The sequence below is a fragment of the Leifsonia virtsii genome (assembly GCF_030433675.1).
Taxonomy (GTDB): Bacteria; Actinomycetota; Actinomycetes; order Actinomycetales; family Microbacteriaceae; genus Leifsonia; species Leifsonia virtsii.
The window spans coordinates 255,545-273,912 of the sequence record NZ_JAROCB010000005.1; the positions used below are offsets into that span (position 1 = coordinate 255,545).

Annotated in this window: 19 protein-coding genes and 1 pseudogene; 10 read left to right on the forward strand and 10 right to left on the reverse strand. The window is 70.4% G+C overall.

Annotation, left to right across the window (positions count from 1 at the left end; all coding sequences use genetic code 11):
• Entirely contained in the window at window positions 1-699 is a 699-nt protein-coding gene (locus P5G59_RS18185; RefSeq protein ID WP_301220429.1) for an SDR family NAD(P)-dependent oxidoreductase, read from the reverse strand.
• An 85-nt stretch (window positions 700-784) separates the two neighbouring features.
• Between P5G59_RS18185 and P5G59_RS18190 the strand changes: the two genes are divergently transcribed.
• Window positions 785-1,321 carry a TetR/AcrR family transcriptional regulator gene (locus P5G59_RS18190; protein ID WP_301220430.1) on the forward strand — a complete coding sequence of 179 codons (537 nt, stop codon included), beginning with the start codon at window positions 785-787 and terminating at the stop codon, window positions 1,319-1,321.
• A gap of 78 nt (window positions 1,322-1,399) precedes the next feature.
• On the opposite strand, the gene P5G59_RS18195 is transcribed toward P5G59_RS18190, so the two are convergent.
• Complete coding sequence (locus tag P5G59_RS18195) at window positions 1,400-2,929, reverse strand: MFS transporter (RefSeq protein WP_301220431.1); 1,530 nt, start codon at window positions 2,927-2,929, stop codon at window positions 1,400-1,402.
• A 71-nt stretch (window positions 2,930-3,000) separates the two neighbouring features.
• Here P5G59_RS18195 and P5G59_RS18200 point away from each other — a divergent pair, with 71 nt between their 5' ends.
• Window positions 3,001-3,633, forward strand: coding sequence for a TetR/AcrR family transcriptional regulator (locus tag P5G59_RS18200; protein ID WP_301220432.1), 633 nt, complete (start codon window positions 3,001-3,003; stop codon window positions 3,631-3,633).
• Here P5G59_RS18200 and P5G59_RS18205 read toward each other — a convergent pair.
• The 3 genes and pseudogenes from P5G59_RS18205 to P5G59_RS20825 all read right to left on the reverse strand — a co-directional run.
• Complete coding sequence (locus P5G59_RS18205) at window positions 3,617-4,090, reverse strand: SRPBCC domain-containing protein (RefSeq protein WP_301220433.1); 474 nt, start codon at window positions 4,088-4,090, stop codon at window positions 3,617-3,619. The genes P5G59_RS18200 and P5G59_RS18205 overlap by 17 nt on opposite strands.
• 29 nt (window positions 4,091-4,119) lie before the next feature.
• Entirely contained in the window at window positions 4,120-4,770 is a 651-nt protein-coding gene (locus P5G59_RS18210; protein ID WP_301220612.1) for a dihydrofolate reductase family protein, read from the reverse strand.
• 111 nt (window positions 4,771-4,881) lie between these two features.
• A pseudogene (locus tag P5G59_RS20825) lies at window positions 4,882-5,232 on the reverse strand (ArsR/SmtB family transcription factor); the annotation flags it as partial.
• Window positions 5,233-5,382: 150 nt separating this feature from the next.
• Between P5G59_RS20825 and P5G59_RS18220 the strand changes: the two are divergent.
• The 5 genes from P5G59_RS18220 (at window position 5,383) to P5G59_RS18240 (ending at window position 10,903) form a co-directional block, all read left to right on the forward strand.
• Window positions 5,383-6,417 (forward strand): LacI family DNA-binding transcriptional regulator, encoded by a 1,035-nt coding sequence (locus P5G59_RS18220; RefSeq protein ID WP_301220434.1) that lies wholly within the window; start codon window positions 5,383-5,385, stop codon window positions 6,415-6,417.
• A gap of 115 nt (window positions 6,418-6,532) precedes the next feature.
• A complete protein-coding gene (locus P5G59_RS18225) occupies window positions 6,533-7,867 on the forward strand; it encodes an ABC transporter substrate-binding protein (RefSeq protein WP_301220435.1) in 1,335 nt (444 codons plus the stop codon).
• A 161-nt stretch (window positions 7,868-8,028) separates the two neighbouring features.
• The gene (locus P5G59_RS18230; protein WP_435871289.1) at window positions 8,029-8,886 is read left to right on the forward strand and encodes a carbohydrate ABC transporter permease; all 858 of its coding nucleotides are present in this window, start codon (window positions 8,029-8,031) and stop codon (window positions 8,884-8,886) included.
• Complete coding sequence (locus P5G59_RS18235) at window positions 8,883-9,779, forward strand: carbohydrate ABC transporter permease (RefSeq protein WP_301220437.1); 897 nt, start codon at window positions 8,883-8,885, stop codon at window positions 9,777-9,779. The genes P5G59_RS18230 and P5G59_RS18235 overlap by 4 nt, the downstream gene beginning before the upstream one ends.
• Before the next feature lie 23 nt (window positions 9,780-9,802).
• Window positions 9,803-10,903 carry a glycoside hydrolase family 172 protein gene (locus P5G59_RS18240; RefSeq protein WP_301220438.1) on the forward strand — a complete coding sequence of 367 codons (1,101 nt, stop codon included), beginning with the start codon at window positions 9,803-9,805 and terminating at the stop codon, window positions 10,901-10,903.
• Window positions 10,904-10,988: 85 nt separating this feature from the next.
• Here the strand turns inward: P5G59_RS18240 and P5G59_RS18245 are convergent, their stop codons facing one another.
• Window positions 10,989-11,543 carry a cysteine hydrolase family protein gene (locus tag P5G59_RS18245; protein ID WP_301220439.1) on the reverse strand — a complete coding sequence of 185 codons (555 nt, stop codon included), beginning with the start codon at window positions 11,541-11,543 and terminating at the stop codon, window positions 10,989-10,991.
• A 54-nt stretch (window positions 11,544-11,597) separates the two neighbouring features.
• On the opposite strand from P5G59_RS18245, the gene P5G59_RS18250 reads away from it, so the two are divergent.
• Together P5G59_RS18250 and P5G59_RS18255 are read left to right on the forward strand one after the other, a co-directional pair.
• Window positions 11,598-12,038, forward strand: a complete 441-nt coding sequence (locus tag P5G59_RS18250) for a MarR family winged helix-turn-helix transcriptional regulator (RefSeq protein WP_301220440.1) — start codon at window positions 11,598-11,600, stop codon at window positions 12,036-12,038.
• Window positions 12,035-13,465, forward strand: a complete 1,431-nt coding sequence (locus P5G59_RS18255; RefSeq protein ID WP_301220442.1) for an MFS transporter — start codon at window positions 12,035-12,037, stop codon at window positions 13,463-13,465. The genes P5G59_RS18250 and P5G59_RS18255 overlap by 4 nt, the downstream gene beginning before the upstream one ends.
• Before the next feature lie 71 nt (window positions 13,466-13,536).
• Here P5G59_RS18255 and P5G59_RS18260 read toward each other — a convergent pair whose 3' ends face one another.
• Both P5G59_RS18260 and P5G59_RS18265 read right to left on the reverse strand, forming a co-directional pair.
• The gene (locus tag P5G59_RS18260; protein WP_301220443.1) at window positions 13,537-14,541 is read right to left on the reverse strand and encodes a hypothetical protein; all 1,005 of its coding nucleotides are present in this window, start codon (window positions 14,539-14,541) and stop codon (window positions 13,537-13,539) included.
• Window positions 14,542-14,739: 198 nt separating this feature from the next.
• Window positions 14,740-15,282 carry a MarR family winged helix-turn-helix transcriptional regulator gene (locus P5G59_RS18265; RefSeq protein WP_301220444.1) on the reverse strand — a complete coding sequence of 181 codons (543 nt, stop codon included), beginning with the start codon at window positions 15,280-15,282 and terminating at the stop codon, window positions 14,740-14,742.
• Window positions 15,283-15,345: 63 nt separating this feature from the next.
• Here P5G59_RS18265 and P5G59_RS18270 point away from each other — a divergent pair, with 63 nt between their 5' ends.
• Entirely contained in the window at window positions 15,346-15,714 is a 369-nt protein-coding gene (locus P5G59_RS18270; RefSeq protein ID WP_301220445.1) for a VOC family protein, read from the forward strand.
• Window positions 15,715-15,826: 112 nt separating this feature from the next.
• Here the strand turns inward: P5G59_RS18270 and P5G59_RS18275 are convergent, their stop codons facing one another.
• Both P5G59_RS18275 and P5G59_RS18280 read right to left on the reverse strand, forming a co-directional pair.
• Window positions 15,827-17,341: a PucR family transcriptional regulator gene (locus P5G59_RS18275; protein ID WP_301220446.1), complete on the reverse strand. Its 1,515-nt coding sequence runs from the start codon at window positions 17,339-17,341 to the stop codon at window positions 15,827-15,829.
• Window positions 17,338-18,366, reverse strand: coding sequence for a DUF917 domain-containing protein (locus tag P5G59_RS18280; RefSeq protein WP_301220447.1), 1,029 nt, complete (start codon window positions 18,364-18,366; stop codon window positions 17,338-17,340). The genes P5G59_RS18275 and P5G59_RS18280 overlap by 4 nt, the downstream gene beginning before the upstream one ends.
• Between the last annotated feature and the right edge of the window lie 2 nt (window positions 18,367-18,368).

Below are 18,368 nucleotides of genomic sequence, written 5' to 3' on the forward strand. Positions count from 1 at the left end.
TCACCAGGCCACGGTGTCCCCGTTCCGGTCCAGGTAGGCGAGTCCGGCGACTCCCCGCCGGCGGTCGATCGTGTTGAGCAGTGCGGGCACGCTCTCGTCGATGGTCAGCGGCGCGCCGGGGCCGCCCATCCCGGTCTGCACCCAGCCGGGCGCGAGCAGCAGGAGCGAGCGCGCGTCGTCGGCGTGACGGGCCGCATAGCTGCGGAACAGCTGGTTGAGGGCCGCCTTCGACGCCCGGTAGACCTCGAATCCGCCGCTGGTGTTGTTCGCGACGCTGCCCTGCCCCGACGACATCACGGCGATGGTTCCGGCGGGGTCGACGAGGTCCTGGAGCGCCTCCACGGTCCGCATGACGCCGAGCACGTTGGTCCTCATCACGGTGTCGAAGTCGTCGTCGGACGTCTCGGCCCCGGCCTGCCAGCGGGGAGCGAGGGAGACGCCGGCGACGACGAAGAGCAGGTCGAAGCGCCGTCCGTCGAGGCGGGCCCGCAGCGCGGCGATCTGCGCGGGGTCGGTGAGGTCGAGTCGTTCGGTCTCGACGCCCGTCGGCGGTTCGGAGTCCGGGTTCCGCACGGTGCCGACGACGCGCGCGCCGCGGTCCGCGTACGCCTCGGCGATGGCGCGACCGAGCCCGCGGGAGGCTCCGACGATCAGCACGTCGCGGATGGGGGAGGGGGTGGGTGTCTCTTCGTCGCTCATGAGTCCAGCCTTCCTGCGGCGAGCACTCGCTCACCACACGTTGAGTGACGATACCACTCTCGCTCAACAGATGTAGAGTGAATCCATGACGGCGGCGAGTTCACGCGCGGAGCGCAGGGCGGCGACGGCCGCGAAGATCCTGGGGGCGGCGCGGGCCGAGTTCGGCGAGCAGGGCGAGGACGGCGCCACGATCCGCGGCATCGCGCGGCGCGCGGGGGTCGACCCGTCGCTCGTGCTGCAGCACTACGGCACCAAGCAGGCGCTCTTCGCGCTGGCCGTCCGTCCGGCGACCGACCTCGATGCCGAGGACGTGCCCGCCCATCTGACCGAGGTGCTGGCGGCGCGGCTGCACGACCTCCCGCCGGCCACGCGCGCCCTGATGCGCTCGATGCTCACCTCGCCGGAGGCGGCGGCGGTCATGCGCGACTACTTGCAGGAGCGCACGGAGAACCTGGCGAAGACCCTGACCGGCGAGGATGCGGAGGCGCGGGCCGCAATGGTCGTCGCCGGCATCCTGGGCATCACCATCGCGCGGCACTTCCTCGAGCTTCCGCCCCTGGCCGACCTCGACGAGGCGGCATCCGCGCGCCTGCTGGAGGGCTGGCTCGCGACCCTGCGCTGAGCCCACGCGCGACTGCGGCCGTTCGGAACGTCCGCCCCGGGTCGAGCGGGCGCAGACGTTCCGAACGGCCGCGGTCGGTCAGTGCGCGACGACCGGTTCCGGCGCGTCGGCCGGCGAGTCGGCGCCGCCGGCGGGCGCGGCCGCGAGCGTGGCGGAGCGGCGGCGGTAGAGGAACGCGGTCAGCACGGCGCCGAAGGCGAAGAACGCCGCGCCCCACCAGTACGCCGTGGCGTAGCTGTGCACGGCCGCCTCGGCCGCGACCTGCGGGGTCGGCGGGAGGTGCGACGCGAGGTAGTCGGCGGCCGCGGTCGCGGCGAGCGTGTTGAGCAGCGCGGTGCCGATCGAGCCGCCGACCTGCTGGCTGGTGTTGACCATGGCCGAGGCGACTCCCGCGTAGTGGCGGTCGACGCCGAGGGTCGCGGTCTGGATCGCCGCCGGCATCGTCGAGCCCATGCCGAAGCCGAGGATCATCAGGGGCGGCAGGAGGTCGGCCGCGTAGTTCGCGGTGACGCCGAGGTGCGTCAGGTAGACCATGCCGCTCGCGGCGATCGTCATGCCGATCGGCACCATGACCTTCGGGCCGAAGCGCGGGACGAAGATGTTGGTCGACAGCTGAGCCGCGAGCACCAGCATCACGATCATCGGCAGGAAGCCGAGTCCGGTCTGGATGGGCGTGAACTTCAGCGTCGCCTGCAGGTAGTAGGTGACGAACAGGAAGATGCCGAACATCCCGGCGCCCGCGATCAGGATCGCGCTGTACGACGCCGCCCGGTTGCGGTGAAGGATGATGGGGAGCGGCAGCAGCGGGTGCTCCGCCTTGCGCTGCCACAGCACGAAGGCGACCAGGAGCACGCCCGAGGCGGCGAGGAAGCCCCACGAGGCCGGTGAGTCCCAGCCGTCGGACTCCGCGTTGGAGAAGCCGTACACGAGCGAGAACAGGGCGGCGGAGACCAGGATGGTGCCGGGTACGTCGAGCTTCGGCCGCGGTCCGACGCGCGGCACGGAGGTGACGAACACGACCGCTCCCGCGATGGCGACGATCGCGATGACGACGTTGATGTAGAGGTTCCAGCGCCAGTCGAGCTGCTCGGTGAGCACGCCGCCGAGCAGCAGGCCGACCGCGCCGCCCGCACCGGCGATGGCGCCGAAGATGCCGAACGCGCGGGCGCGCTCCTTCGGCACGGTGAAGGTCGTGGTCAGCACGGCGAGGGCGGTCGGGGCGAGCAGCGCGCCGAACGCGCCCTGCAGCGCACGCGCTCCGACCAGCAGGCCGAAGGTGCTCGCCGCGCCGCCGAGCGCCGAGGCGCCCGCGAAGCCGATGAGGCCGATGATGAAGGCGCGCTTGCGGCCGATGAGGTCGGAGAGGCGGCCGCCGAACAGCAGGAGGCTGCCGAACGCGAGCGAGTAGGCGGTCACGATCCACTGGCGGTCGGCGTCGCTGAAGCCGAGGTCGGCCTGCGCGGAAGGCAGCGCGATGTTCACGACGGTCGAGTCGAGCACGACCATCAGCTGCGCCAGCGCGACGGTGACGAGCGTCCACCAGCGGCGGGTGGAGGCGGCCGGCTGCCCGGGTGAGGCCGGCGGGAGGGTGGGGGAAGTCTGCGACATGCGGGCCAGCATATACGAAACTGTCGAGTTCCGGATCTCTTTTGTTCAGAAATTCATCTAGACTGTCCGCAATGGATACTTCAGCCCCCGCGACGAGGCTCGGGCGCAAGCGGGACCACACGCGCGACCCGGAGATCCTCGACGCCGCCCTCGACGTGCTCGCCGAGGTCGGCTACGACCGCATGACCATGGACATGGTCGCCGCACGCGCCAAGGCCGGCAAGGCCACGGTGTACCGGCGCTGGCCCTCGAAGGCCGACCTCGTGATCGAGGCCGTCGCCTGCATGAAGAAGGTGGATGTCGACCCGGCGACGCTGCCCGACACCGGCACCCTCCGCGGCGACATGATCGCGATGATGAAGCCGCACACGATCGTGGACGCCGAGAAGAAGCTGCAGGTGATGGCGGGTCTCGTCTCGATGCTCGCGCAGAATCCCGAGTTCACCGACGCGGTGAACCAGGCGATCGTCGAACCGCGCGCTGCGATCAACCGGCTGTTCCTGCAGCGGGCGGTCGACCGCGGCGAGATCCCGGCGGACGTGGACATCGAGCAGCTCGCCATCCTGGCGCCGTCGATGGCCTCCTACCGTGTGCTGGTGCTGCGCAAGCCGGTCGACCGGGCGTTCCTGATGGGCGTGCTCGACGACATCCTGCTGCCAGCCGTCGGCATCCGGAAGGACGCCGCCGTCAGCGCTCAGGCGTGAGGTAGCGGCCGAGGGCCTCGATCAGCCCCTTCGTGCCCTGCTCGCGGCCGACCCCGTCGGCCCAGAACCGGTCGAAGAAGACGCCGTGCTCGGTGTGCGTGAAGCGCGTGCCGCCGTCGACGGGGTCGAACTCCAGCGAGGCGACGGAGGTGGACATGTGCTCGCCGTCCAGCCACATGTCGTACGTCGTGACGATGCGGACGTGCTCCACGATGTCGGTGTACGTGGCGACGTAGCGAGAGACCGGTCCGTTGTGGAACTTCGCCTCGGCGACATCGCGGCCACCGACCCGGAAATCGAAGACCCACTCGCGGTTCTCCTCGATGGCGTCGCCGGCGCCCCACCAGGCGAGCTTCTCCTGCTCGACGGCGAAGGCGTCCCAGACGCGCTCCGGCGGTGCCGGGTAGTCGCGGGTGAGGGTGAAGCCGGAGCGGGCGAGGCGGCGTTCGGCGGTCATGCGGCGTCCCTTCGTCAGTGGATGAGGTCTCAGCGGGTGAGGGTGATGTGGAGCTCGCCGCTCTCGGCGACCTCGCTCGTCACCGTGTAGTCGGCGTCGAAGCCGGCGAGGTCGTCGAACAGGCGGTGGCCGCGGCCGAGGAAGATCGGCGCGACCATCAGGTGAAGGTCGTCGACCAGACCGGCGCGGAGGAAGACTTTCGCCGTCCGGTAGCCGCCGCCGATGCGCACATCCAGACCGCCCGCGGCCTCGGTCGCTTCGGCGAGCACCTCCTCCGGGCTCGCGTCACGGAAGTGGAACGTCGTGCCGCCGTCCATCTCGATCGAGGGTCGCGGAGCGCTGTGGGTGAGCACGTAGACCGGGGTCCCGAACGGCGGACGCTCGCCCCACCAGCCCTTCCAGTGCGGGTCGTCGGGGAAGCTGTGCAGGCCGAACATCCCGGCGCCCATGATCTCGGCCCCGATGCCGTCGAAGAACGCGGCGGCGTAGCGGTCGTCCACCCCGGTCGTGCCGGCGCCGGTGGTGTCGCCGAAGATCTTGGCGCGGAACGTGCGGGTGCCGACGTAGGCGGCCGTGAGGCGCCCCCAGTCCGGCCCCATCGGGTCGTCGGGCGTGGCGTCGGCGGGGTCGGGTGTGTAGCCGTCGAGCGAGGCGAAGAGGTCCATGCGGACGCGGGTCATGTCAGTGCTCCTCTGGGCGGTGCGGACGAGGTGGATGCCGAGCCGGTCGGCCTGGTGCTCTGCGGGCGTGCGCTGCTCCCCGAGCCAGAGGTGGAGCACGTCGAGCGCTCCTGGCCGGAGGGTGACGGTGCGCACCCTCCCGTGCTTCTCGGAGGTGATGACGCCCGCATCCTCGAGCACCCGGAGGTGCTGCAGGAACGACGGGAGCGCCATGGCGAACGGCTCCGCCAGCTCCGACACGACGGCCGGCGCCTTCGCCAGCCGCTCGACGACCGCCCGACGCGTCGGGTCGGCGAGCGCGCGAAGCACGCCGTCGAGCTGGTCGTAATAGTTAGGCACGCGCCTAACTATCCCTGCTGCATCCAGGCAAGCGCAAGCCCGGGTCACGGTTCGGGATGCAGTGACGTCGGGCAGCACGGCCGCGCTGGTTGACGCAACACGCCGACCCGGCGAGCGGCACACGGCGTGTTGCGTCAACCAGCGCTGGGCGCGCGGACCTCGGGCCGGCGCGCATAACGGGTTGGTAACAGCGGTTTGCGTCAACGCGTTTGACGCTTTTAGCGTGGCGTCAATCGATTGAAGTCAAACGATTGACGGACGAAGGAGCCCCGGATGCTGACGATGAAGGACATCGCCTCGCACGTCGGCGTCTCCGTGTCCAGCGTCAGCCTCGTGCTCAGCGGACGCGGCGAGGGCCGGGTCAACGCCGGGGTCGCGAAGCGCATCCGGGATGTCGCCGACGAGCTCGGCTACGTCCCGAACCAGCTCGCCCGCTCGCTCAAGACCAAGCAGAGCCGCACCATCGGCGTGGTCTCCGACCAGGTCGCGACCGTCCCGTTCTCCGGGCATATGCTCGCAGGCGCTCAGCAGGCGGCGTGGGAGAGCGGCTTCATGCTCATGCTCATCGACACCTACGGCAACGACGAGGTGCAGACCCCCGCCGTGCAGTCCCTGCTGCAGCGCAACATCGAGGGGCTCATCATCGCGACGAACTTCCACAAGGTCGTCGACCTCCCGCTGGTGCCGCCGACCATGCCGGTCGTCGTGCTCGACGGGCGGCCGCGTGACGACTCCCACCCGACGGTCGACTACGTCGTCCCGGATGAGGAGCTCGGCGCCTACACGTCGACCAGGATGCTGGTCGACGCCGGCCACACGCGCATCGGCTTCTGCGACGTCGCGGCCTACCCGATCGCCTCCCGGTTGCGCGCGAAGGGATACAGGCGCGCGCTGGAAGAGGCCGGGATCGAGGTCGACCCCGCTCTCACCGTCGTCGCCGAGGATGCCGCGACGCGGTACGCGCTCGAACCGGCACGGCAGCTGCTCGACCGCGACGACCGGCCGACCGCCATCTTCTGCTTCAGCGACCAGACGGCCATGGGCTTCTACACCGTCGCCCGGCGGCTCGGCCTGTCGATCCCCGGCGACCTCTCCCTCGCCGGGTTCGACAACCAGGAGTTCGTCGCCGAGGCGCTGGACCCCGGACTCAGCACCGTGCAGCTGCCGCATCGCGAGATGGGCGAGTGGGCGGTGCGCCGCCTCGTCGGCCGTCTCGACGGCACACTCGACGGCGCGGAGCGGGAGGGCCGTCTCATGCCCTGCGAACCCGTGACCCGGCAGTCGATAGGGCCGCCAGGCAGCGCCTGAACCACCCCCCGAATCCCTCATCCGCACCACCCGCCGGAGGCACCGGTGGCGTGAGCCTGCCCTCGCGCCGCCTGTCTCCACGACACCGCACCACCCGATGCAAAGGAGCAACGCAATGACATCCACCAGGAAGCCGGGCGCCCGCAGGGTCGCCCGCCTCGCCGCCGCGGCCGCCGCAATGGCCGTCGCCGCCGCAGGACTCGTCGCCTGCAGCAGCGGCGGGGGAGGCGACGCAGGCAAAACGTTCACGATCCTGCAGTACGAGGACCCGAAGACCGCGCAGGGCCAGGGCTGGCAGCTCGCGCTCGAGCTGTTCAAGAAGAAGCACCCGGATGTGAAGGTCGACTTCCAGACCACCAGCTTCGACGCCGTGCGCAAGAACGCGAAGCTCACCCTCGGCGGCAACAAGGTGCCGGACGTGGTCGAGTTCAACAAGGGCAACGCCGACGGCGGCCAGCTCGCCAGCCAGGGCCTGCTCACCCCGCTGACCGACCAGGTCAAGAAGTACGGCTGGGACAAGAAGGTCACCGGCGGCATGCAGTCGTTCGCCAAGTACGACGAGCAGGGCAGGGCCGGCTCCGGCGACTGGTACGGCATCCCGAACATCGGCGAGTACGTCACCTTCTACTACAACAAGGACCTGTTCCAGAAGGCCGGCATCACCGCTGCGCCTGCGACGATGGACGAGTTCGTCGCGGCCATGCAGAAGCTCCAGGCCGCGGGAATCACCCCGGTGTCGTCGTCGGCCTCGACGAACCAGGGCTTCAACCAGATGTGGGTCTGGTACTCGCTCGTCTCCGCCTACGCCGACCGCAAGCAGATCGACGACTTCATGTTCCTGAAGGGCAAGGTCGACTTCTCGGCCGACCCGTGGAAGAAGGGCACCCAGCAGTTCCAGGACTGGATCGACAAGGGCTACCTCGGCACCGACCTCGCCGGCCTGACCTACGAGCAGGCGAACGTCAACTTCCTCAGCGGCAAGACCGGGATGCTGATCTGGAACAACGGCGTCTTCTCGCGGGTGAAGGACCAGAAGGACTTCCCGTGGGGCTACTTCACCCTCCCCGGCGCGAACATGTCGATGGGCTCGTCCGGCCACCTCTGGGGCGTGCCGGCGAAGGCGAAGAACAAGGACCTCGCCTACGACTGGATCGACACCACGCTGAGCCCGGAGGTGCAGAACAAGATCGGCGAGCTCGGCGGTCTCCCGCTGGCCGGCGACTCCTCGAAGATCAGCGACCCGGTGACGCGCGCGTACACCGAGCGGTTCGACGAGATCGTCAAGGCGGACACGCTGACCTTCTACCCGGACTACCCGGTGCCCGGCTTCCTGGACTTCATCCAGACCAACATGGCCGCCATGTCCAACAAGAACGAGACGGCCGACGAGTACATCGCCAAGCTGCAGAAGTTCTACGACGACGGCAAGAAGGCCACCGACCAGGGCTGACCAGGCGTGCGGGGGCCGCGCGACGCGGCCCCCGCATCCCCCGACGCTTCCGAACCGAAGCGACGCCTCCGAACCGAAGGACCACGCACATGACGACTGCGGCACTCACCCGCCGCCGCACGCGGCCGCGCAGCGCAGGCTACTGGCTCTACCTCCTCCCGATGATCGCCGGCACCCTCCTGATCGTGCTGCTGCCGTTCGCGGTGAACGTGTTCATCAGCCTGTTCCGCTGGAAGGGCGGGATCGCCCCGATGAGGTGGAACGGCCTCCAGAACTACGTCGACCTGCTGAACGACGCGCAGTTCTGGCTGGCCTTCAAGAACACGATCTTCATGATCGTCGGCATCGTCGTCATCCCGACCCTGCTCGGCCTGCTGCTCGCGGCGATGCTGTTCGACTACATCGGCCGGGAGTTCGGCGGCAAGGCCGCCGCGTTCCTTCGGGCGACCTACTACCTGCCGCAGATCCTGCCGATCGCGGTCGCCGGCTTCATCTGGAGCTGGGTGCTCGCCACCCAGAACGGCCTGCTCAACAGCGTCATCGAGGCGATCGGTGTGACCAGTCCACCCGACTGGCTGGGGGACCCGAACATCGCGATCTACGCGGTGATGCTGATGCTGATCTGGCTGCAGCTCGGGTATCCGGTCGTCATCTTCATGGCCGCGCTGCAGCGGGTCGACCCCGAGCTGTACGAGGCGGCCTCGCTCGACGGCGCGGGCTGGTGGCGCCGCTTCCGGGCCATCACCGTCCCGCAGATCCGGCCGGAGGTGTTCGTCGTGGTCATCACGGCGACGGTCGGGGCGCTGAAGGTGTTCGCGCCCGTCCTCATCCTGACCGGCGGAGGACCGGAGGGGTCGACCGTCGTGCCGTCCTATTACTCGTACCGCAACTTCTTCGAGCTCTCCAAGGTCGGCTACGGCTCCGCCATCGCGACCGCCATGTCCATCGTCATCTTCGCCGTCGCCGGGGTCATGCTCTGGCTGCAGCGGCGGAGTGCCAGAGAGGAGGCCGCCGGATGACCGCCACCATCGCACCCGACCGGGAGGCGACCCGGCCCGCGCCCACCCGCCGGAGCACCCAGCGGCGGCGCCGGCCCCGGCCGCTTCGCTGGGTGATCCTCGCCGCGGCGATCGTCGTCGCGCTCGTGATGCTCGCGCCGCTGGTGCTGCTCGTGCTCAACGCCTTCAAGACCGGAGGCGACTACTCGGCGCACGGTCCCCTCGCCCTGCCGACGGAGTGGAGTCTGAAGTCGTTCCAGGACTACCTGGACCGCGTCGACTTCCTGCGGGCGCTGTGGAACTCGGTCGTCATCGCGACGCTCGTCGCTCTGCTCGGCACGCTGGTCTCCCTGCTCAGCGCCTACGCGATCGGGGTCGGCCGGGTGCGCGGCAGCACGGCCCTGCTCGCGGTGTTCCTGCTGGCCACGATGCTGCCGCAGGAGGCGCTGATCTACCCGCTGTTCTACGGGGCGCAGGCGACCGGCACCTTCAACACCGTGTGGAGCGTCATCGTCGTCTTCACCGTGCTGCAGGCCGCGTTCGGCACGTACCTGCTGTCGAGCGTCATGTCGACGCTGCCGCCGTCGCTGCTCGAGGCGGCCGCGCTCGACGGGGCCGGACGCTGGCGCATCCTCTGGTCGGTCGTCTACCCGGTGATGCGGCCGACGCTGTCGGTGCTCATGGTGTTCTTCTTCGTCTGGACGTGGAACGAGTTCTACATCCCGCTGATCCTGCTCTCCGACCAGTCGGTGCAGACGGTGCCGATCGCGCTCGCGACGCTGCAAGGCCAGAACTCGATCGACATCACCTCCCTGAACGCCGGCTCGCTGCTCTCGCTACTGCCGACGCTCATCTTCTTCATCATCTTCCAGCGCACGCTGAGCCGCGGTGTGACCGTCGGCAGCGTCAAGTGACCACCAGAGAACCGAGGAGAACCGTGCTTCCGACCCTGTCCGACCTGCTCGCCGCCGACGGCGTGAGCTCCCGCTCGATCAACGCGGAGAACCCGACCGGCGAACCCGGCGCAGCTGCGGCCGCGAGCTCGCCCCTCGGCCCGGGGCGGAAGGGGAGCGCGTACCTCCCGCTGCCCGCCGGGGGCAGCCTGACGCTGGCCGACATCGAGGGGCCCGGCGTCATCCGGCATATCTGGATCACCGTGCCCGATCGCACGGAGAGCGGCCCGTTCGTGCTGCGCGACCTGGTGCTGCGCATCTACTGGGACGACGAGGAGCAGCCGTCGGTGGAGTCCCCGCTCGGCGACTTCTTCTGCAACGGCTTCGCCGCCCGCGCGCTGGTCACCTCGGAGCCGATCGTGGTCGCGCCGACGGGCGGGATGAACTCCTACTTCGCGATGCCGTTCCGCCGTCGCGCGCGCATCGTCATCGACAGCGAGCACCCGGCGTCGATCGACCACGTGTTCTTCCAGGTCGACTACACGGTCGGCGACGACATCCCGGAGGGGACGCCGTACTTCCACGCGCAGTGGCGTCGCTCGAACGCGACCACAGCGCTGGGCGAGGACCACGTCATCCTCGACGGCGTCACCGGCCGAGGCCGATACCTCGGGACGTACATCGGTGTGGCCGCACTGTCGCGCTACTGGTGGGGCGAGGGCGAGGTGAAGTACTTCGTCGACGGAGACACCGACCTCCCGACCCTGTGCAGCACGGGTCTCGAGGACTACGCGGGCGGCGCCTGGGCGTTCCAGGACGAGCTGCGCACCGACCCGGAGCCGGTGCCGCTGACCTTCAGCGCACCGTACTGCGGGTACCCGTTCTTCAGCACGCGGGACGAGACGCGGGCGGCCACCTTCATCCAGTCGACGGCGCCCATGCACGCCGTCTACCGCTGGCACCTGCCCGACCCGGTGTGGTTCGAGCGCGACTTCCGGGCCACTGTGCAGCAGATCGGCGTCTGGGACCGGGGCGGCCTGTTCGAGCGTGTGGACGACGTGTTCTCGGTGGCCTACTGGTACCAGACCGAGCCGCACGGCGCGTTCCCGGCGCTGCCGGACGCCGCCGCCCGCGTGCCGCGCTGACGCCGCCCCCTCGCCATTCGTGCCGAATGTGCGCTGTTCGTGACGAATAGCGCACATTCGTCACGAACTGCGGCTCTGGGGTGGGTCAGCCGAGCGTGGCGGTCCACTCGTCGGCGGTGAGGACCTCTGCCTGGCGGGGGAAGACCTTTTCGGTGAGGACGCGGTGCACCTCCTCGTCGGCGTCGGCGCAGGCGTCGGCGAGCACGGTGAGGCGGAGGTCGAGGTCGGCGGCCTGACGCACGGTCGAGAGCACCACGCCGGACGTGGAGATGCCGGCCAGCACGAGGGAGTCGACGCCGAGCCCGCGCAGCAGCACCTCGAGGTCGCTGCCCGCGAAGGCCGAGATGCGCTTCTTGACGACCACGGGCTCGTCGGGACGTGGGGCGAGCGCGTCGGCGATCTGCGTCGCGGGGCTGTCGAGCAGCATGGTGTCGCCCGCCGCGGCCGCCCGACCGCCGAAGGACGAGCCGGCGGCCACCTCGGGGTAGCCGGGGCGGAAGGCGACGCGGATGAAGAGCACGGGCATCCCGTCGCGGCGGGCGGCGTCGAGTGCACGGGCCGCGGCGGCGACGGCGCCCTCGAAGCCGGGGCGGCCGGCGATGCCGTTCTGGAAGTCGAGGAGCAGGAGTGCGGTGGTCATGGAGTCCTCCGGAGCAAAGTAGACAGTTACAACTGCGCAGTCTAAACTGTTTATATGACGACAGAGCAACCCGGACCGACCCCGCACCAGATCGCCGTCGACCTGCGCGCCGTCTTCGCCAGGCTGCTCCGCAAGCTCCGCGAGGCGACGAACGAGGGCATCACGCCGTCGCAGGCGTCCGCGCTCTCCCGGCTCGGCAAGGGCGGCGTCTCCACGGTCAGCGCGCTGGCGCACGCCGAAAAGGTGCGCCCGCAGTCCATGGCGACCATCGTGGAGGCGCTCGAAGGGTTCGGCTTCGTCACCCGCAGCCAGGACCCGAACGACGGCCGTCGCCAGATCGTCGACCTCACCGACGCCGGCTGGGCGCAGATCGCCGGTCAGCGCGAGGCGGGCGTCGCCTGGCTCGATCAGGCGCTCAGCGAGGAGGTCTCGCAGGCCGAGCTGCTGACCCTCGCGGCGGCCACGGCAATCCTGGAGCGGATCCTCGACCGATGACCCGCACGCCTCCGCCAGAAGGCCGCTTCGACCGCCGGCTGCTCGCGCCGATGATGCTCGGCGCGGTGCTCAACCCGATCAACACGGCCATCATCGCGGTCGCGCTCGCGCCCATCGGCATCGCGCTCGGTGCCCCCGCCTCCGAGACCGTGTGGCTGGTGTCCGCGCTCTACCTCGCGACGGCTATCGGTCAGCCGCTCGTGGGCCGCCTGGTCGACGTCTTCGGCGTCAAGCGCCTCTACCTCGCGGGCGGCGCCCTCGTCGCCGTCGCCGGTGCAATCGGCCTGCTGATCCCGGCGACCCATGACAGCGTCTGGTGGCTGGTCGTCGCGCGGGTCGTGTTGGGCCTCGGCACCTGCGCCGGCTATCCCGCGGCGATGCACCTCATCCGGGCGGAAGGGCAGCGGACGGGCGTGGCCTCTCCCGCGATCATCCTCACCGTGCTGTCGGTCACGACGCAGACGGTGGCGGTCATCGGCCCGACCCTCGGCGGCCTGCTCATCGGCGCCTGGGGCTGGCGCGCGACGTTCGCGGTCAACCTTCCGCTCGGGGTCGCCTGCGTGATCCTGGGCTGGATCCTGCTGCCGCGCACGACCGGACTCGAGCCGGCGAAGGAGGACCGTCCGCGCATCGACGGGCCGGGCATCCTCCTGTTCGCCGTGGCGATGCTGGCGCTGCTGATCTTCCTGCAGAACCTGTCGGTCGCGACCCTCTGGCTGCTCGCCGTGGCACTGGTCGCTGGCGCAGGCCTGGTCTGGTGGGAGCTGCGCGTGACCGAGCCGTTCATCGACCTGCGCGTGCTCGGCGGCAACGGGCCACTGCTGCTCACCTACACGCGGGCGCTGCTGACGGCGATCATCGCCTACACCTTCGTCTACGGCTTCACGCAGTGGCTGGAGCAGGGCCGGGCGCTCGACCCGACGGTCGCGGGGCTCGTGCTGCTGCCCGTGTTCGCTGCCGGGATCGTCTTCGCGCTCGCGTTCGGACGGCGCCCCGAGGTGCTGTGGAAGCTGCTGATCGGCTCCATTGCGCAGCTCGCCGCCGGCATCCTGGTGCTGTTCATGACCGGTGGATCGCCGATCTGGTTCCTGGTCGTGACCATGCTGGTGCTCGGCATCCCGCAGGGGCTGAACAACCTGGCGATCCAGAACACGCTCTACTACCAGGCGCAGCCCGAGCGGATCGCGTCATCGGCGGGGCTGCTGCGCACCTTCATGTACCTCGGGGCGATCGTCTCGTCCGTGATCTACGGCAACGTGTACGGAGCGCGCGCGAGCACCTCCGGCCTGCACGTGCTGGGCTGGGTGGTGATCGGTGTCGCGACCGTGTTCCTGCTGATCACGGTGTTCGACCGGAGCCTTCGCGCTCTCGGGAGGGAGTCGAAGGGCGCGCAGGCGGAGCCGTCGAGGGTGGATTCGCGGGCGTAGCCGATCGGCTTCACTTGGGCGGCATCGCCATCCTGTCCCGCAGCCGTCGTCCGGGGGAGTAGCACGGGCAGTCAGCGCGGTTCGGGGTAGGGAACGTTCTGGAAGTCGGCCTCGGCGCCGGTGAAGGAGCGCACCCACCCGTGGACGGTTATGGCGACGGGGGCGGTGGTGCTGTCGTCGGAGTCGGGGGAGGAAGCTGTGAAGGTGACGGGCACGGCGTTGGAGTCGACAAGCCAGCAGCCGATGGCGGCGAACCCGGGCTGGGAGCCGGGCCAGGCGCAATCGGCCTGCCAGCTGCTGATCGTATAGCTCGGTGCTTGAGTGATATTCCAACGGCTGTTGGTCCACCACTTCTTTGTGGTGTCGATGGAGAAAGGGCAGTTCGGCGCGATTGCAGCGTCGCCCTTGGTGGCGCAGCCGGTCAGCCAGTTATCTGCGCCGCGGTGTACTGCGGCGATCCCCGCTTCGGTCAGGGAGGCACCGGGCGTGACGTTGAGGTGGGATCCGAAGCCGGTGAGCGTGTTGGTAACCGGCGTGATGGTGATGTTGGGGCTGGACGTTCCGGCGAGTTCGTAAGTGCCCGGGAAAGCGTGGACGGTGGTCACCTTTTCCGCCGGTATCGCTTGTCCTGCGATTGTCGGCGCGGTGCCAACAGGGCTCGGGGCGATTTGCAGGAACCCAAGTGAGGCGGGCAGGAGCCTCCAGGAGTCCTTGGTCTTCTTGAGGGTCAGGCGCGTGGTCTTGGTGCCACTGTGCTGGACGGTGCGAACCCGGACGTCGGCCCGCCCCTTCGTCAGGGCTGTGTCGAGGATCTTGTAGTCGCTGATCCGGTCGGTCGCCTTCTTGTAGGCGGCATTGGTGAGCAGCACCTCGCCTGCCCCGACCGTGGTGCCATCGAGTTTCAGGGCGGCCTCGATGTCACCGTCGACCACGCGGGTGAGGTATTCGGCGGCGAGCTGCTTGGGTCGGGTGTCGACGGTCGGGGTGCATGCGGTCAGCCCTGCCGAGACGATGCAGGCCTGCACAGCAATCGCCGCCGTGAGGAGGAGTGGCCGTGGCGTGGGCGATGCGCTCATTCGAAGTGCTCCTGAAACTCGGTGGGACGCGACACGGGCGACGACCCGCGCCTAATAAGACACGATGCGGGCCGAATTGTGACGAGGTTTTGAGAATTGATGTCGACTGCGTCGGCGAGGTGCCATGCGCCCTGATTTAGGTCACTGCGCCCGCCCGCCCGGCTGGGCGGTGGCCATCGCGACGGCGGCCTCTGCTGCTCACGGCGTTCGATCGGGGCCCGCGAGCCTTCGGGTGTCAGTGGAAGGACGCTCCCGAGTACTGGCCGGCGGAGCAGGGCGCGGCGCGGAGCTGACCGCGTCGCCGCGCAGCGACCGGACCATGCTCTGGAGGCTGCGGAAGGCGGCCGTCTGCTCGTCCGGTGTCATGCCGGCCAGCATCCTGAGCTCGACCGATCGGACGGCGGCGCTCGCCTGCTCGAGGCTGCGCCGCCCCCGCTCCGTCAGTCGGGTCGGCAGCGCCTTGCCGACGGAGGGCTCGGCCGCGCGCGTGACGAAGCCGTCGCGTTCGAGTGACTGCAGCAGCACGTTCATCGTCTGGCGGGTCACGAAGGCGCCGCGGGCGAGCTCGGAGTTCGACAGGCCCGGACGCTGGGCCAGCAGCTCGAGGCAGGAGTAGTGCGTGATGTTCATGCCGAGGGGCCGCAGCACGTCCTCCATCGCCGTGCGCAGCGCACTGGCGGCCTCCTTGAGCAGGTAGCCGAGGGAGGTCTCCAGGTGGATCCCGGCGTCGTCTTGACTCATGTCAGTATTCTGACATAGCCTACATGTGTCAGAAAACTGACATCGATTTGAATGGAGCTTCCCATGCCCGTCACCGGCCCCGACTTCGTCTCGCTCCAGGTGCGCGACCTCGACGCCTCCCAGGCGTTCTACGAGCGGTACCTCGGCCTCGTCCGCTCGCCCGCCGGCCCTCCGCACGCGGTCGTGTTCGACACCGCGCCCGTCGCCTTCGCGCTGCGCGACCTCGTGCCCGGTACCGACCTGGGCTCCATCGAGCACCCCGGCCTCGGAGTCGCGCTGTGGCTGCACGCCACCGAGGTGCAGGCCATCCACGACGCGCTCGCCGCCGACGGTCACCCGATCGTCGCCGCGCCGATCGACGGCCCGTTCGGTCGGACGTTCACCTTCGCCGATCCCGACGGCTACCACGTCACGCTGCATGACCGCGGCTGAGCGAGCAATCGAACGTTCGAATCTCCTGCTGGGCTGACTTCCGTCGGAGATTCGGGCGTCGATCAGTCGGATCTCCGACGGAAGCAGTGGCGAGTGGGGCAGTGAGCGCGCTTCACCGGCGGACGGTCCGGCACGCCAGCTGCACGGCGAGCCGCGTCTCGGGGTCGCCGAGGTCGAGGCCGAGCAGCTCCTGCGCGCGGGCGATGCGGGTGGAGACGGTGTTGCGGTGCAGGCCGAGTGCCTCGGCCGTCGCGGCGATGCCGGACTCGTGGTCGAGGTAGGCCGCGAGCGTCTCGACGAGCTCGGGGCCGCGGGCGAGCAGGGGAGCGAGCAGCGACTCCGCGGCAGGCACGAAGGTGTCGCTCCCGGTCCAGGACAGCAGCAGCTGCTCGAGGCCCAGGGCGTCGATGCGCAGGAAGTAGCCGGTCGCCGATCGATCGGCGGCCAGTCGCGCGGCATCGGCGGCGCCCTCCAGCGTGGCGACGAGACCGGAGGAGCCGGTCTCCAGCGTGCCGACGCCGGTGGCGACGTTGAAGGCGCGACGGGCGGACGCGTGGAGCGTGCGCAGGGCGCGGACGCTGTCCTCGACCCGGCTGGGCGCCGGGGGAGCAGCGAAGCTGAGCCAGCCGGTGACGCCGCGTCCGCTGGTGGCGGCGTGCGAGTCGGCGGGCAGCGCGGTCAGCTCGCGGGTGACGAACCGCAGGAGCTGGAACGTGTCGACCCGGCTGCGGCCGAGCAGGCGGAAGCCGAGGTGGTAGCCGCCGGTGCGCCAGCCGCGCTCCAGCATCCGCTGGTCGAGCTCCCGATCGCGATCGTCGCCGCGCTCCAGGAACTCGCGCAGCAGCCCCGAGGCGACCGCGGCGTCGTTGACGTCCGCCACCTCGTCGATCAGGATGCGGGCGGCGACGGCCGGCATCGCCACTTCGGCCGCCACGCCGAGCGCGCTCAGCTGGAAGGTGCTGAGGCCGGTGCCGAACACCGCGAGTCGCAGGCCGGCGCGGCTCGGGCTGTCCACCCGGACGGACGCGGCGGCGCCCTCGGCGACCGCGACGGTGTCGAGCCACGGGGCGAAGTCGATGGCGGCGTGCACCGAGGCCGGGAGTTCGCCGCCGGCCTGCAGGAGCACGCCCTCGCTGTCGATCAGGGCGACGCCGTGCCCGACGCTCGCGGAGAGGTGCCGCAGCAGGTCGGCGAGGTTGTCGGCGTGGTACTCGATCGATTGCGCGACGCGCCGCACGTAGCCGAGGGTGAGCGCATCCCGACCCTCGACCAGCTCCCACGCGGCCCGGGCGAACGCCATCGGCTCGGCGACGTCGAGCAGCGCGAGACCGAAGCGCTCGGCGAGCATGCGGGTGCCCGGCCCGAACGACTCCGCCCCGGGGGCGGCGAGGGCGCGGTAGCCGCGGTCGCGCACCCGGCGCACGAGCGCGTCCTGCTGCCACGGCGTGGCCGGAGGCGGCGAGGTGAGCAGCGCGAGCAGACCCGCGCCGTCCGCCGGCAGGTCGGCCTCGGTCGTGCCGACGACGAGGTCGCGCCACACCGTGGCGGGGTCGGCTCCGGCGAGGATGCGGACGCCGCCGCCGGCCGGATGGGCGAGCAGCGCGGCGAGGTCGAGGCTGTCACTCACGCGGCCTCCAGCCCGGCCAGGCCGAAGGCGGACGGCGTGACGCGGGACAGCCGGTCGTCGCGCTCGGTCCACCACACGGGTGCGGGGAGGGCGAGCACGGTGACGTGGCGGGCGATGGTGACGCCGTCCACCTGCAGGATGTCGCGCGACAGGGTGTCGAGCGCGACCACGATCTCGGGCGCGGAGGCGACCGTCTCGCCGTCGCGCACCACCGCCAGCAGCTCCGACCGGGCGACCAGCCGCAGCAGCGAGCCGTCGTCGGCGTCGACCTGCACGGCGCTGACGAACGGGTCCTCCGGCGACGGCTCGACCCGCGACACCCGGCCGGAGCCGAGCAGCCGGCCGCCGAGCGCCTGCGCCAGCGTCGCCGCGTCGGCTTCGGCGGCGGCCTCCATGCGCTCGCCGAGCTGCAGCGCGCGCGTCGTGGTGCCCGTGACGGCGTGCTCGCGCAGGTCGCCCACGGTGAAGCCGGCCATGAGCACGGCGCCCGTGCCGCCCGCCTGCACGATCGCCGCGCGCACCTGCGACTCGACGTCGGCCGCGCGGGTGGTCTCCACCACTGCGACGCCCCTGCCGGTGTCGCACACGGTGACGACGCCGGGGAGCCCGTCGACCAGGACGGAGACCTGGTCGAGCCGCGGCAGCGCGCGGCCCATGCAATCGGCGTCGACGACGGCGAGCCGGTCCGCCAGCAGCAGGGGAGCGAGGCCGTTCATCCCGCCGCCCTCCAACGCGCACACCGCCTTGGCCCGCACGCCGGTCCAGCGCTCCGCTGCGGCGAGCAGCGGGTCGAACGCGGTGGCCGGAGGGATGCGCTCGCTGAGCAGGTAGGTGGAGCCGGCGAACGCGACGGTCGCGCAGGGGGTCGACGGGTCGAGGTCGTCGACGGCGTGCACGTTGAGCGGCCAGATCGGCGACCGCGCCGCCATGAGCCGCAGCAGCGTCGGGGAGCCGCCCCCGCCGGAGCCGAGCAGGGAGAACCCCCGGCTCAGTGCGTCGAGGCGCTCCGGGCCGAGGGTTCTCATGC

Excerpts from the sequence above, each read along its gene's own strand:
- P5G59_RS18185 (WP_301220429.1), bottom strand. The coding sequence starts at position 699 with ATGAGCGACGAAGAGACACCCACCCCCTCCCCCATCCGCGACGTGCTG.
- P5G59_RS18190 (WP_301220430.1), top strand. The coding sequence starts at position 785 with ATGACGGCGGCGAGTTCACGCGCGGAGCGCAGGGCGGCGACGGCCGCG.
- P5G59_RS18195 (WP_301220431.1), bottom strand. The coding sequence starts at position 2,929 with ATGTCGCAGACTTCCCCCACCCTCCCGCCGGCCTCACCCGGGCAGCCG.
- P5G59_RS18200 (WP_301220432.1), top strand. The coding sequence starts at position 3,001 with ATGGATACTTCAGCCCCCGCGACGAGGCTCGGGCGCAAGCGGGACCAC.
- P5G59_RS18205 (WP_301220433.1), bottom strand. The coding sequence starts at position 4,090 with ATGACCGCCGAACGCCGCCTCGCCCGCTCCGGCTTCACCCTCACCCGC.
- P5G59_RS18210 (WP_301220612.1), bottom strand. The coding sequence starts at position 4,770 with ATGACCCGCGTCCGCATGGACCTCTTCGCCTCGCTCGACGGCTACACA.
- P5G59_RS18220 (WP_301220434.1), top strand. The coding sequence starts at position 5,383 with ATGCTGACGATGAAGGACATCGCCTCGCACGTCGGCGTCTCCGTGTCC.
- P5G59_RS18225 (WP_301220435.1), top strand. The coding sequence starts at position 6,533 with ATGACATCCACCAGGAAGCCGGGCGCCCGCAGGGTCGCCCGCCTCGCC.
- P5G59_RS18230 (WP_435871289.1), top strand. The coding sequence starts at position 8,029 with ATGATCGCCGGCACCCTCCTGATCGTGCTGCTGCCGTTCGCGGTGAAC.
- P5G59_RS18235 (WP_301220437.1), top strand. The coding sequence starts at position 8,883 with ATGACCGCCACCATCGCACCCGACCGGGAGGCGACCCGGCCCGCGCCC.
- P5G59_RS18245 (WP_301220439.1), bottom strand. The coding sequence starts at position 11,543 with ATGACCACCGCACTCCTGCTCCTCGACTTCCAGAACGGCATCGCCGGC.
- P5G59_RS18250 (WP_301220440.1), top strand. The coding sequence starts at position 11,598 with ATGACGACAGAGCAACCCGGACCGACCCCGCACCAGATCGCCGTCGAC.
- P5G59_RS18255 (WP_301220442.1), top strand. The coding sequence starts at position 12,035 with ATGACCCGCACGCCTCCGCCAGAAGGCCGCTTCGACCGCCGGCTGCTC.
- P5G59_RS18260 (WP_301220443.1), bottom strand. The coding sequence starts at position 14,541 with ATGAGCGCATCGCCCACGCCACGGCCACTCCTCCTCACGGCGGCGATT.
- P5G59_RS18265 (WP_301220444.1), bottom strand. The coding sequence starts at position 15,282 with ATGAGTCAAGACGACGCCGGGATCCACCTGGAGACCTCCCTCGGCTAC.
- P5G59_RS18270 (WP_301220445.1), top strand. The coding sequence starts at position 15,346 with ATGCCCGTCACCGGCCCCGACTTCGTCTCGCTCCAGGTGCGCGACCTC.
- P5G59_RS18280 (WP_301220447.1), bottom strand. The coding sequence starts at position 18,366 with ATGAGAACCCTCGGCCCGGAGCGCCTCGACGCACTGAGCCGGGGGTTC.